Origin of the sequence: Pseudomonas sp. UMAB-08, assembly GCF_900095225.1 — a bacterium.
Taxonomy (GTDB): Bacteria; Pseudomonadota; Gammaproteobacteria; order Pseudomonadales; family Pseudomonadaceae; genus Aquipseudomonas.
Genome location: NZ_LT607414.1, coordinates 38,532 through 52,528 on the forward strand (window position 1 = coordinate 38,532; position 13,997 = coordinate 52,528).

At 58.2% G+C, this 13,997-nt stretch carries 8 protein-coding genes; all 8 read left to right on the forward strand.

Features of this window, described 5'->3' with window-relative positions; all coding sequences use genetic code 11:
• Positions 1-11: 11 nt before the first annotated feature.
• The 8 genes from K0F75_RS00155 to glgX all read left to right on the forward strand — a co-directional run bounded on the left by K0F75_RS00155 (position 12) and on the right by glgX (position 13,902).
• Positions 12-197 carry a DUF6026 family protein gene (locus tag K0F75_RS00155; RefSeq protein ID WP_219059746.1) on the forward strand — a complete coding sequence of 62 codons (186 nt, stop codon included), beginning with the start codon at positions 12-14 and terminating at the stop codon, positions 195-197.
• A 393-nt stretch (positions 198-590) separates the two neighbouring features.
• The gene (locus K0F75_RS00160) at positions 591-2,336 is read left to right on the forward strand and encodes a phosphoethanolamine transferase CptA (RefSeq protein WP_219059747.1); all 1,746 of its coding nucleotides are present in this window, start codon (positions 591-593) and stop codon (positions 2,334-2,336) included.
• 601 nt (positions 2,337-2,937) lie between these two features.
• Positions 2,938-4,524, forward strand: coding sequence for a glycogen synthase GlgA (gene glgA / locus K0F75_RS00165; RefSeq protein WP_219059748.1), 1,587 nt, complete (start codon positions 2,938-2,940; stop codon positions 4,522-4,524).
• A 13-nt stretch (positions 4,525-4,537) separates the two neighbouring features.
• The gene (gene treZ, locus K0F75_RS00170) at positions 4,538-6,349 is read left to right on the forward strand and encodes a malto-oligosyltrehalose trehalohydrolase (RefSeq protein ID WP_219059749.1); all 1,812 of its coding nucleotides are present in this window, start codon (positions 4,538-4,540) and stop codon (positions 6,347-6,349) included.
• On the forward strand, positions 6,342-8,420 hold the full coding sequence (malQ, locus tag K0F75_RS00175; RefSeq protein WP_219059750.1) for a 4-alpha-glucanotransferase: 2,079 nt from the start codon (positions 6,342-6,344) through the stop codon (positions 8,418-8,420). Before treZ ends, malQ begins: the two co-directional genes overlap by 8 nt.
• Positions 8,417-11,200: a malto-oligosyltrehalose synthase gene (locus tag K0F75_RS00180; RefSeq protein WP_219059751.1), complete on the forward strand. Its 2,784-nt coding sequence runs from the start codon at positions 8,417-8,419 to the stop codon at positions 11,198-11,200. The genes malQ and K0F75_RS00180 overlap by 4 nt, the downstream gene beginning before the upstream one ends.
• A gap of 17 nt (positions 11,201-11,217) precedes the next feature.
• A complete protein-coding gene (locus tag K0F75_RS00185; protein ID WP_219059752.1) occupies positions 11,218-11,532 on the forward strand; it encodes a DUF2934 domain-containing protein in 315 nt (104 codons plus the stop codon).
• A 159-nt stretch (positions 11,533-11,691) separates the two neighbouring features.
• Positions 11,692-13,902, forward strand: coding sequence for a glycogen debranching protein GlgX (gene glgX, locus K0F75_RS00190; RefSeq protein WP_257604210.1), 2,211 nt, complete (start codon positions 11,692-11,694; stop codon positions 13,900-13,902).
• Positions 13,903-13,997 lie beyond the last annotated feature (95 nt).

Below are 13,997 nucleotides of genomic sequence, written 5' to 3' on the forward strand. Positions count from 1 at the left end.
CGAGGTGAGCAATGGGCACATTACTAGCAGCACGTCCCCCCCAGACCCTGTATGTCAGCATCCGTCGTGATGAGCTCAAGCAGCTCAAAGATGAACGCGATCAACTGCAGAATAAAGTCGCCCATTTGATCTTGCTGCTGCAAGAGTCTCAGTCTCTGCTGGCCGGACCCACCCACGGTCTGCAAGCCTGCAACTGACGCCACTTTGCGTCCTCGCCGCAAGCCACGCACTGCCCGATCGGGGCGTTGGCTTGCCCGGCAATTCGCCTGCCTTGAATCCCCGCGATCCCCCGATTAGCGTCCGCTTGATGCTCACCTTAAAGGTTTGAGGATCAAAAAATCCCATCGCCACCTATATACATGTGTCCCGCCTATCTCCTGACTCGTCGAACCAGACGCATGCTTTAGCGCGCCTGCTTAAAGCGTCTCCCTGTGCCGCCCCTCGGAAAAGGACTGATAGTTCACATTCTTTTCACAAACTTTTGACTAAAATTTCAGCCTTTTTTAAAAGCAGCCCGAACGCCGGGAAAAATTCGCTGGTGCGGACCTCCGTAACCGGCAATTCGATTTGTTAACGTGCTGGAGCCCTTGATGGCGATTTTCAAACGGAGCGCGACTACTCCGAAAGGTTTTGACTGGGCCGGACTGTGCTGGCTTTTCCTGTTTTTTTGGTATTTCTCTGGCATCACCCAACTCCTTATACAAGTGACCGGAACTTCCGGTTTTGCCGGTTTCCGCCAAGCCTTTGTCATGAGCGGCATCTGGTTAGCGCCGATGCTGCTGTTCCCCGCTAAAACACGCGTGATGGCCGCAGTCATCGGCGTCGTGTTGTGGGCCTGCTCCATGGCCAGCCTGGGTTACTTCTTCATCTATCAGCAGGAGTTTTCGCAAAGCGTCATCTTCATCATGTTCGAGTCGAACGTCTCGGAAGCTGGCGAATACATGACACAGTATTTCGCCTGGTGGATGGTGCTGGGCTTCCTGGCGCACACTGCGATGGCGATTTTCCTCTGGTCACGTTTGCGGCCGGTCTACATGCCACGCCCTCGTGCCTGGGTGGTTTCGTTCCTTTTGCTGTTCACCATCATCGGTTATCCGCTGATCAAACAACTGGCACGGCATGACGAACTGAGAGCAGGACTCGAGAGCTTCGAAACCCGCATTGAGCCCGCGGTGCCATGGCAGATGCTGGTGGCTTATCGTCGCTATGGCGAGCAGTTGAGCAGCATGCAGGGCATGCTCGACAGCAGCAGCAAGATTACGCCGCTGAGCAATCTGAAGGACCAGCAAGCCAATCTCCCCGCCACGATGGTGCTGGTGATCGGCGAGTCGACCAACCGCCAACGGATGAGCCTGTATGGCTACCCGCGTGAAACGACGCCCAACCTTGACCAGCTCAAAGATCAGCTGCAGGTGTTCGACAACGTCATCACTCCACGGCCGTACACCATCGAAGCCTTGCAGCAAGTGCTGACCTTCGCCAACGAAGAGAACCCTGATCTCTACCTCAAGACGCCGTCGATTGTCAGCGTCATGAAGCAAGCGGGCTATAAGACCTACTGGATCACCAACCAGCAGACCATGACCAAGCGCAACACGATGCTCACAACGTTCTCTGAACAGACCGACGAGCAGGTGTACCTGAACAACAACCGTAATCAGAATGCGGCCCAATACGACGGCGATGTGCTCGAACCGTTTTCCAAAGTGCTGGCCGACGCTGCGCCCCGCAAGTTTATCGTGATACACCTGCTGGGCACTCACATGAGCTACCAGTACCGTTATCCGCCGGCGTTCGACAAGTTCACCGACCGCCAGGGTGTGCCAGCAGGCGTCAGCGACGCGCAGGTGCCGATCTATAACACCTACGACAACGCCGTCCTGTACAACGATTTCGTGGTCTCGAGCCTGATCAAGGACTTCGCCAAGACCGATCCCAACGGCTTTTTGCTGTACCTCTCCGATCATGGTGAAGATGTTTACGACGGCCCGAACCATGACGTCCTGGGTCGTAACGAAGCCAAGCCGACCGCCCCGATGTATACGGTGCCGTTTTTGGTCTACGCGTCGCAGAAATGGCGTCAGACCCACAATTGGGACTTCGCCAGCATCAAGAGCCGTCCTTTTAGTAGCTCTTCTCTGATTCACACCTGGGCTCAACTGGCAGGTCTGAGCTTCGATGAGCTGGACGGCACTAAAAGCCTGGTCAGTTTCGATTTCAAAGAGCGCCCTCGTCTCATCGGCGACCCCTATCAGGAAAAAGGCTTGACCGACTTCAGCCTGATGCGCGGCAACACCCCTCCTGCGTTGATCGCGCCTAAAGTGGTCCAGCAGTAATCCTGCCCAAAGGCCTGCCAATCCGGCAGGCCTTTCTGTATCCCCCAAACACGCTCATGTCCTTGCCGGCTCGACCTGAGTCACGCGCAAAATAGTCTTCCGCGCTCAAAAACAAGCAAGCCCCGCCTCAACAAGCACCCCCGGCGCACCGAGAAATGGCGCAGGCCCTTCTGTTCTCCTGGGTCAAATACGCCTGAAATCGAGTGATTTTGTCTTGTAACCGAACCACGCGGACAGATTGTCGAACAATCCGACGGGCGGTATAACGTCGGTTTTGTACGTTTGCGTGCCCCATAAAAGCGCGATTCGACAGCTAAATGCGTTGTTATCTGCCACTTTGGGGGTTAATCAAACGCCGCCGATCCGCAAGCCAGACACCTGCGTAAAAAAAAAGTCGAAACTTTGCCCTATGCCATGGGGTCATCATTAAAGAGAGCCTAAGCTATTGGCGTAACCCGAGTTTGGGCCCCACCACCCGTCCTACTACCACGCAACCGGTAAATAGGTACCGATCTTGCGTAGTGCTTGTGTGCCCGGCCATAGGACATGGCCCATAACAACTCAAGTGCTGTACCAACACTGAATTGAATGGGAGAAAAAGATGATTAGCGCCGCTGCCAAAACCCAGAAGGGAGAGAGTTTTAACCAGCCGGCCAGCGAGCTGACCCATCTGCCGGTCTTCGCTTCGACTAGCGTTCCACTGCTGCAACTGCCGACTTCACAGCCAAGTATTACCCTGACCAACAGAAGAAAAATTCTGTTCGTGACCTCAGAGTTGGCTGATCTGGTGAAAACCGGAGGTTTGGGCGATGTGTCTGCCGCACTGCCGCGAGCCATGCGCCACCTGCACGATGTACGCGTGCTGATTCCCGGCTACCCGCAAGTACTCAATAGCGGTAACCCGATCCATGTCATCAGCGAGCTGGGCGGTCATGCAGCCCTGCCACCGTGCAAGATCGGGCGGATGGACATGAAAGACGGTCTGGTCATTTACGTGCTGATCTGCCCGGAGCTGTACGAACGGGAAGGCACGCCTTACGGTGATAACAACGGCCGGGACTGGCCTGACAATCATATCCGCTTCGCCCGCCTCGGCCTGGCCGCCGCCGACTTCGCCGCCGGCGCGGTAAAAACCCAGTGGTGCCCGGAACTGGTACACGCCCACGATTGGCCAGCCGGATTGGCCCCGGCGTATATGCGCTGGCGGGGTCAGACCACACCGAGCATCTTCACCATCCACAACCTGGCGTATCAAGGCACGGTCAGCACCGGCTCCAGCCGCGAACTGGGTATTCCTGACCAGGCGCTGGGCGCCGACGGCATGGAGTTCTATGGCAAGCTCTCATTCATCAAGGCAGGTATGGCGTATGCCAGCCACATCACCACCGTGAGTGCGACCTATGCCAAGGAAATCACCACGCCGGCCTTTGGCTGTGGCCTGGAAGGTTTCCTGCAAAGCAAGGCCAGCCAAGGGCTGCTCAGCGGGATTCCCAATGGCATCGACGCCAGCTGGGATTCGGAAACCGATGAACACTTGATTTGCCGGTTTGCCCCGAACGAATGGCAGCGCAAGGAAATCAATGCCGACCATGTGCGCGAGCTGTTCGAGCTTGAACCTTCCACGGGCCCTTTGTTCGCCGTGGTATCGCGCCTGGTCTTCCAGAAAGGCCTGGACCTGACCATCGGTGTTGCCGAGCATATCGTCAATCAGGGGGGGCAAATTGCGATCATTGGTCGCGGCGAACCGGAGGAAGAGGACGCCATGCGCGAACTGGCCCTGCGTTTCCCTGGCCAGATCGGCGTGCGCATCGGGTTCAACGAAACGGATGCCCGACGCATGTTTGCCGGCAGCGATTTCCTGCTGATGCCTTCGCGTTATGAGCCTTGTGGCTTGAGCCAGATGTACGCCCAGCGCTTCGGTTCCTTGCCGGTGGCCCGTAAAACAGGGGGGTTGGCCGACACCATTGAAGATGGCGTGACCGGTTTTCTGTTCGAAGAGTCGACCGTGGAAAGCTACGCCGAAGCGCTGACGCGGGCGATCAAGGTCTTCGCCAATCCCGAGCTACTCAACGCCATGCGCTGCCGCGCCATGGCCGCCCCGTTCAATTGGCACAAAGCCGTGGAGCCATACGCCGAGCTGTACCAGGACTTGCTGAAAAAGAATGCAGGTGTTTCTGTTCATTATTAAAAGGCGTTAACGGATGCCTCTGCGCACGGATAAAAACTGGCGCCACGGTGCCGTATTGCTGGACCCTGAACACACCCGGTTTGCCCTCTGGGCACCGGATGCCTATTACGTCAGTGTCGAGCTCGAAAACGGGCAGTCGCTGACCATGCTGCCGCAGGACAATGGCTGGTTTGTGCTGGAGACCCGCTGTTCTGCTGGCAGTCGCTATCGCTACAACATTGATGGAGAAATGAAAGTCCCTGATCCCGCGTCCCGTGCGCAGGTGTCCGATGTGCATTCAGCCAGTGTTGTCGTCGATCCGTTGGCCTATCGCTGGTTGCACACTGACTGGCTGGGACGGCCGTGGCAGGAAGCTGTCATTTATGAACTGCACGTGGGGGTGCTGGGCGGCTACGAAGAGGTTGAAAAACATTTGCCCCGGCTGGCCGCACTGGGTGTTACCGCGATTGAATTGATGCCCCTGGCGCAGTTTCCTGGCGGGCGTAACTGGGGCTACGACGGTGTGTTGCCTTATGCACCGCAATCGACCTATGGCACACCCGACCAGCTCAAACACTTGATCGATGCCGCGCACGGTCATGGCCTGATGGTGATACTCGACGTGGTCTACAACCACTTCGGGCCGGATGGCAACTACCTGGGCCAGTATGCCAAAGGCTTTTTCCGCGATGATGTGAAAACCCCCTGGGGCCCGGCCATCGACTTCCGCCGCGAGGAAGTGCGCGACTTTTTCATTGATAACGCCTTGATGTGGTTACTCGACTATCGCTTCGATGGTCTGCGTCTGGACGCGGTACACGCCATCAATGACCCCACCTTTCTCCGGGACTTCGCCCGACGAGTCCGCGAGCAAATCGCCCCGCCCCGGCAGGTCTGGCTGACCCTGGAAAATGAATTCAACGACGCCAGCTTGCTGGAACAAGGCTTTGATGCGCAGTGGAACGATGACGGTCATAACGCTTTACACGTTCTGCTGACGGGCGAACGCGATGCCTACTACGCCGACTTCGCCCATAAGCCTACCCAAAAACTGGCCCGCTGCTTGAGCCAGGGCTTCGTTTACCAGGGCGAGAGTAATCGCCACGGCAATAGCCGAGGACAATCCAGTGGGCATTTACCCCCTAGCGCCTTCGTGCTGTTCCTGCAGAATCACGATCAAGTGGGCAACCGTGCCTTCGGCGAGCGCCTGCCACAACTGAGCGACGGTCCTGCATTGCGAGCGGCCACGGTGTTGCTCCTGCTCTCACCCATGATTCCGTTGATGTTCATGGGCGATGAATGGGCCGCGAGCGAACCCTTTCTGTTTTTTACCAGCCACCATGATGAGTTGGCCGATGCCGTGCGTGAGGGTCGTCGCGCCGAGTTTGCCGACTTCCCGGCGTTTGCCGATGAAGAGCAGCGTGAGCGCATCCCCGACCCAAATGCCCACAGCACGTTCGAGGCATCGCGCCCCGCCTACGAGACAACGCACCTGAACACCGACAAAGGCATTGATCATCAACGCTGGCTAGCGCTATACCAGCAGCTGTTGAACATTCGCCATCGCGAAATCATTCCACGCCTGTCAGGTACGCAGGCACTGGAGACTGACGTGCTGGACGACGGAGCCGTTACGGCTCGCTGGCGTATGGGTGACGGCAGTGTCTTGCGCATCGACCTCAACCTCGGCGAGCGCCCGGTCAAGCTGGCCGCGGCCCATCTGGACACCCTTTTGTATGAATCTCTGCCTGGGGCGGCCGAACTTTTCCGGCGGGGAACCCTCAACCCCTACACGGCCATTGTCAGCCTGATAACGACTGATGTTCTGGAGGAACAGGATGAGTAATGAGCAACTGCATATTTTAGCTGCCCGGGCCGGGCTGTCTGTGAATTGGATCGATGCCAACGGGCGGCTGCAAACCGTCAGCCCTGAGGCGCTACGCAAGGTACTCGACGGCCTGGGCTACCCCGCCGAAAGTGCCGATGATATTTGCATCAGCCTGCAACGTCTGCACAAGTCCAGTACGCCAAGCGCGGTCCCACCGCTGCTGACGCTGGACCATGGCAGCCTGCTGGATTTGTCGACGTGGTTCGCGCCAGAAACGCCGTTCGTGTTAAACCTCGAGGACGGCACCACCGTCGCTGCAACGCTGACGGATACAGCCCATCTGCCCGCCGTGGCGCCTGTGGGGTATCAGCAACTGCGCATTGCCGGTCAACACGTAACCTTGGCCGTCGCGCCTGCAACCTGCTACAGCATGGCCATGGCGACCGACACAGACGTCCCTCGCGCCTGGGGACTGACCGTACAGCTGTATGGGCTACGGCGTCGGGGCGATGGTGGTTTTGGCGACATCCAGGCACTGGAAGCCTTGGCCCGAGCGGCCGGTGAGCGCGGTGCCGATGCATTGGCTATCAGCCCGGTTCACGCCATGTTTGCCTGCGACACCCAGCGCTATAGCCCCTACTCACCTTCCAGCCGGTTGTTCCTCAATGCGTTATACGCCTCGCCCGAGACCATTCTTGGCGAGCAAGCAGTGCGCATGGCCATCGGCGAGACCGGACTGGGCGCAGAGCTTGAGCGTCTCGAGGCATTGCCACTGATTGATTGGCCAGGGGCAGCCCACGCCAAATGGACGTTACTGCACGCGCTGTATAAAAACTTTTGCAGCGAAGCGCACCCGCTGTATGACGACTTCATCCACTTCCGCCATTGCGGTGGCGAAGCACTGGAGAACCATTGTCGCTTCGAAGCCTTGCAGGCCGAATGCCCCACGCTTGGCATGAGTCAGGATTGGCGCGAATGGCCGGACGAATTCAAGAACCCCCAGAGCGGCGCCATTACGGAGTTCGCCGTACGTCATGGGGAGCAAATCAGCTTCCATGCATTTGCCCAATGGCTGATCGCGCGCAGTCTGGAGCGTGCACAGGTGGCGGCCCGCAGCAGCGGAATGCGCGTCGGCCTGATCGCCGACCTGGCGGTAGGTGCCGACGGTGCTGGCAGTCAAGCATGGAGCCGACAGGATGAGCTGCTTTCGGCGCTGAGCGTTGGCGCTCCGCCCGACATTCTCAATCGCTCCGGGCAAAGTTGGGGCATTTCAGCGTTCTCGCCGGATGGCTTGAAGCGCAACGGCTTCCGCGCCTTTATCGAGATGCTCCAGGCTAACCTGGCCCACGCCGGAGGCTTGCGCATCGACCATGTCCTGGGCCTGCAACGGCTCTGGGTGGTACCTGTGGGTTCGCCACCCAGCGAAGGGGCGTACCTCAACTACCCATTCGACGATCTGCTGCGATTGCTGGCCCTGGAATCCTGGCGGCACAAGGTCATCGTACTGGGCGAAGACCTCGGCACCGTTCCGGACGGCTTGCACGATAAATTGTCGGCGCGGGCAATTCTTGGCATGCGCGTACTGTTGTTTGAACAAGACAACGCCCACTTCAAACCCATTCTGCAGTGGTCCGATCAGGCACTTGCGATTACCAGCACCCACGATTTGCCCACCCTTGCGGGCTGGTGGAGCGAGCGTGATATCGATTGGAACAGCACGCTCGGTCATATTGATGAACAGACCGAGCGCGATTGGCGCGAAAGCCGGCAACGCGAACGCCGAGGCCTGCGGCAGGCCTTGAGTCAGGATTCAGCCAATTTCCGTAATGACGTCAGCGAAAGCGATCAAATCATTGATGCCAGCGTTCGCTACCTTGGCCACACCCGTGCCCCGCTTGTACTGCTGCCCATGGAGGATCTGCTGGGCGTCGAGGAGCAGTTCAATCTGCCAGGCACCATTGATAGCCATCCAAACTGGCGTCGACGTCTACCCGGTGACTGTGCCACGTTGCTTGAGGGCGACGATGCCACCCGACGCCTGGCATTGCTGGCGCAAGCACGCCAGGAAGCGGCGGAGCGGGACCGATGAACGCTCCACTCAAACCACTGAGAGCCACACAGCGCCTGCAGTTTCACAAGGGTTTCACCCTGGATGACGCCGTGCCGCTGGTGCCCTACTTCGCCAGCCTGGGCATCAGTCATCTCTATGCTTCGCCGCTGCTCAAAGCGCGCGCCGGTTCGATGCACGGCTACGACGTGGTCGATCCGCGCGTCATCAACCCGGAACTGGGCGGTGAACCGGCGTTGCGGCGCCTGGTCAGTGCCCTGCGTGCGCAGGGCATGGGTCTGATTCTCGATATCGTGTCCAATCACATGGCGGTCGGTGGTGCGGACAACCCCTGGTGGCTCGACCTTCTGGAATGGGGGCGTCGCAGCCCATATGCCGACTTTTTCGACATCCAGTGGCACTCTCCGGACCCATTGCTGGAAGGTCAATTACTCCTGCCCTTTCTCAGCAGCGATTACGGCACCGTACTTAAGGCAGGCGAAATACCGCTGCGCTTCGATGCCGAGCACGGTGCATTTTACGTCGAACATTATCAGCATTACTTTCCCGTCAACCCGGCGACCTATGCGCCGCTACTCAAAGCGGCCAATGACCCGAGACTGAGCGAACTGGCCCAGCGCTTTGTAGTACTCGATCACTACCCGCAAGCGTATGAACGCGCCCGACAAGCGCGCGCAGAACTGGCGACGTTGGCCCAACAGAAGGGTATCCAACAGGCCATCGAGCACGGGCTGAAGCAGTTCGATTCGCGCACGCAAGACGGCTTTGAGCGCCTTCATGAGCTGCTGGAACGCCAGCACTACCGGCTGGCCAGTTGGCGCACGGCGGGAGACGACATCAATTGGCGGCGCTTTTTCGATATCAACGAACTTGGCGGACTGCGTGTCGAGCGCCCTACCGTGTTCGAAGCAACCCACGGCAAGATTTTCGAACTGATCAGCGAGGGTCTGGTAGATGGACTGCGCATTGATCACATCGACGGGCTGGCCGATCCGCGCGGCTACTGTCGCAAGTTGCGACGCCGGGTAGACGGTTTGCTGGCTCAGCGTCCGCCGGCTGCGCCGTTGAGTCACCTGCCCATCTTCGTCGAGAAGATTCTCGGTCCGGATGAACAACTGCCCGAGGATTGGACCGTTGACGGCACCACCGGTTACGAATTCATGAATCAGGTGTCGTTATTGCAGCACGACGCCAAAGGCGAAGCCCCTCTCGGCGAGTTGTGGAGTCGTCTCAGCGAACGCACCGCAGACTTCAACCTGGAAGTACTGGAAGCGCGCAACCTGGTGTTACAGGGCAGCCTGGCAGGGGATTTTGAAAACGTTGCTCAGGCCATGCTGCAAGTGGCCCGTAGCGACCTGATGAGCCGTGATTTGACCTATGGCGCAATTCGCCGAGCGTTATTGGCATTGGTGGTCAACTTCCCCGTTTACCGCACCTATATCAGCGCATGCGGACGTTCGGCCGAAGACGATCGTTTCTTCCGGCAAGCGCTTGAAGGTGCCCGACTCAACCTCAGCGAAGCCGACTGGCCAGTACTTGATTACCTGCAATGCTGGCTCGGAGGCCAATCATGGCGTGCATTGCCACTGGGCCGTTTACGCAAGATTCATCGCCATGCCTGCGTGCGCTTCCAGCAACTGACGTCGCCCGTGGCAGCCAAATCAGTGGAAGACACCGCCTTCTATCGCTCGGCAGTGCTGCTCTCACGTAATGATGTAGGTTTTCATCCGCAGCACTTCAGTGCTCCGGCATCCCGTTTTCATGACGCCTGTACCCGCCGCGCCGAGACGTTCCCGGACAATCTTCTGGCCACCGCCACCCATGACCACAAGCGCGGCGAAGACAGCCGCACACGCCTGGCGGTGTTGAGCGAATGCGCGAACTGGTACACCGAACAGGTTGAGCATTGGCGACAATTGGCGATACCCCTCAAGGATGAAGGTATCAGCATCAGCGCCGGTGACGAGTTGATGCTTTATCAGACGCTGCTCGGCAGTTGGCCGCTGAATATGGAAGGCGGGCACGCGTTCGAAGACTACGCCGAACGGTTGGTGATGTGGCAGGAAAAAGCCCTGCGCGAAGCCAAATTGCAGAGCAGTTGGAGCACGCCGAACGAGCCTTATGAAAGCGCTTGCCGGAGTTTTCTCAATCGCTTGCTGTTGGCGCCGGAGGGTCTGGCCTTGCGCCAGTCTGTCGGCGCCACTGCCAACCGTATCGCAACCGCTGGCGCGCTTAACAGCCTGGCGCAAACGCTGCTGCGCATGACGGTTCCCGGCGTACCTGATCTGTATCAGGGCACTGAGTTCTGGGACTTCAGCCTGGTCGACCCGGACAACCGTCGCCCCGTGGATTACGCCGCGCGGGTACACGCTCTCGAACACTCCATGAGCGCCGATGCACTGTTGGCAAACTGGCAGGATGGGCGAATCAAACAAGCCTTGATCGCCAAGGTGCTGAATATGCGCGCCCAACACTCAGCGCTGTTCAGCCGGGGGAGCTATATTCCTTTGCGCGTGGTCGGTCTGTGTGCCGATCAAGTCCTGGCGTTTGCTCGAGTGATCGACGGACGCCATGCCATCGTTGTGGTCCCCAGATTGAGCAGTGAACTATTAGGCACTGCCCAAACTCCATTGATCAATGCGAGTAGTTGGGGAGATACACAGGTTATGTTGCCGTTCAAGGATTCAGATCATTGCTGGAAGGGACTTTTTTCAGAGACAGTAGTCACAACTAACAACGCGCTGATGCTCAGCGCAGCGCTCAAGGATTTTTCTGTAAACCTGTTTATTCAAACTGCGTAATACCTAGGAGTGTCGAGATGAGTGCCGACGAAAAACGAATCCGCGATTTTGCCTATCAAATCTGGGAGTCCGAGGGTAAACCTCACGGTCAGGAAGAACGGCATTGGGAAATGGCCCGCAAGCTGGCCGAGGCCGAGGCGTTGTCGCCAAACAAAAAAGACGTGAGCAAAACGGTCAAGCCCAAGCTGCCGAAAGTTGACGGGCCGGGCGATGCCAAGCCTGCTGCGTCCAAAGCCGCCTCTAAATCAGCGGCCAAGCCTGCCTCACCCCCGACACCGAAAACCGCGCCCGCGAAGAAACCAAAGTCGCCGGGCAAGCCCGCTGGGACCTGATATTCCTGGGTGCCGCAACGTGTACTACCGCAGCAGTCGCTTTAAACCCGGCCATTAACTGCGGTAGTTCTAACAGGTGACCTACATACATCGGAGCGCCCTAAGCTGCGGTGGCGGCCTTGGCCGCTTTCAAGAAATCATCCGTCGTCAGGAATGAATATGAGCACACCGCACTCCAAGACCCCGAAAGAGAACGTTCAACCCGCCCATGATCAAAAAGCCCATAAAAGTGACGTAAAGCCCGAAGCCGTTGTGTCGCGAATCCGTGAAGGGCTGCCCTTCCCGCTCGGCGCCAACTGGGATGGCCTGGGCGTGAACTTTGCGCTGTTCTCGGCCAACGCCACCAAGGTTGAGCTGTGCCTGTTCGATGCCGCTGGCGAAGTCGAACTGGAACGCATCGAGCTTCCCGAGTACACCGACGAAATTTTTCACGGTTATCTGCCCGACGCCCACCCTGGGCTGATCTACGGCTACCGTGTGTACGGCCCATACGACCCGCAGAACGGTCACCGCTTCAATCACAACAAACTACTGATCGACCCCTATGCCAAACAACTGGTTGGCAAACTGAAATGGTCTGAATCGCTGTTCGGTTACACCATCGGTCACCCGGATGGCGACCTGAGCTTCGACGAACGTGACAGCGCCCCTTTCGTGCCGAAAAGCAAGGTAATCGACCCTGCCTATACCTGGGGTCGTGACCAAAGGGTCAGTGTGCCGTGGGACCGAACCATCATTTACGAAACCCACGTGCGTGGCTTCACCATGCGCCACCCTGCGGTGCCTGAGGAATTGCGCGGCACCTTCTCCGGGCTGATGGTCGATGAAGTCATCGAGCACATTCGCAAGCTCGGCGTCTCGTCGGTGGAATTGCTGCCGATTCACGCGTTCGTCAATGACCAGCATCTGCTACAGAAAGGCATGACCAACTATTGGGGCTATAACAGCATCGCCTTCTTTGCCCCTGACCCGCGTTACCTGGCCCACGGCAAGATCGCCGAGTTCAAGGAAATGGTCGCTCACATGCACCATGCCGGCCTGGAAGTGATCCTCGACGTGGTCTACAACCACACCGCCGAAGGCAACGAGCTTGGCCCGACCCTGTCGATGCGCGGCATCGACAACGCCTCCTACTACCGTTTGATGCCCGACGACAAACGCTTCTATATCAATGATTCCGGCACCGGTAACACCCTCGACCTCAGTCACCCCTGCGTGTTGCAGATGGTGACCGACTCGCTGCGTTATTGGGCGACAGAAATGCACGTCGATGGCTTCCGTTTTGACCTGGCGACGATTCTGGGCCGCTATCACGACGGGTTTGATGAACGCCACAGCTTCCTGGTCGCCTGCCGCCAAGACCCCGTGCTGCGCCAAGTGAAGATGATCGCCGAACCGTGGGACTGTGGTCCCGGTGGTTATCAGGTCGGTGGTTTCCCGCCTGGCTGGGTGGAATGGAACGACAAGTTCCGTGACACCGTACGTGCGTTCTGGAAAGGCGACGACGGCCAGCTGGCCGACTTCGCTGGCCGCATGACTGCCTCGGGCGAGATGTTCAATCAGCGCGGGCGTCGGCCTTATGTGTCCGTCAACTTCATCACCGCCCACGACGGCTTTACCCTGCACGATCTGGTGTCTTACAACGAAAAACACAATGAAGACAACGACGAGGACAATCAGGACGGCAGCAACAACAACCTGTCCTGGAACCATGGCGTAGAAGGCCCCACCGATAATGCGGAAATAAACGAACTACGCTTGCGGCAGATGCGCAATTTCTTCTCTACACTCCTGTTCGCCCAAGGCACGCCGATGGTGGTTGCCGGGGATGAATTCGCCCGCACCCAGCACGGCAATAACAACGCCTATTGTCAGGACAGCGAAATCGGTTGGGTCAACTGGGAACTGGATGATGACGGCAAGTCGCTACTAAGATTCGTACGACGCCTGATCAAGCTGCGCCAAGCCTATCCGATCCTGCGCCGTGGTCGTTTTCTGGTCGGCAATTACAATGAAGAAATCGGCGTAAAGGATGTCACTTGGCTGTCTCCAGACGGCTCTGAGATGTCCATTGAGCAGTGGGAAGACGGTAACGGTCGCTGCCTTGGCATGTTGATGGATGGCCGCGCACAGGTCTCCGGCATTCGCCGCCCCGGCCAGGACGCCACGCTGCTGTTAGTGGTCAATGCGCATCACGACGGCGTCAATTTCACGTTACCCAAAGTGCCCGAAGGCATCTTCTGGACGTGCCTGATAGACACCAATCAGCCCGACAGTCACAGCCATGGGGAGTTGCAATTCGGGACGGAATACACAATCACGGGGCGCTCCCTGCTGCTGTTCGAACTGCACCGCGAAGAGCAACCCTAAACCGGGCGCTGGGCAAGGACGTACAGACGCGCTGACAATCATCGACGAATGCTGTACCCGAGCGGCCTCTACTGGCCGCCCCGGGTAGCTGGCAT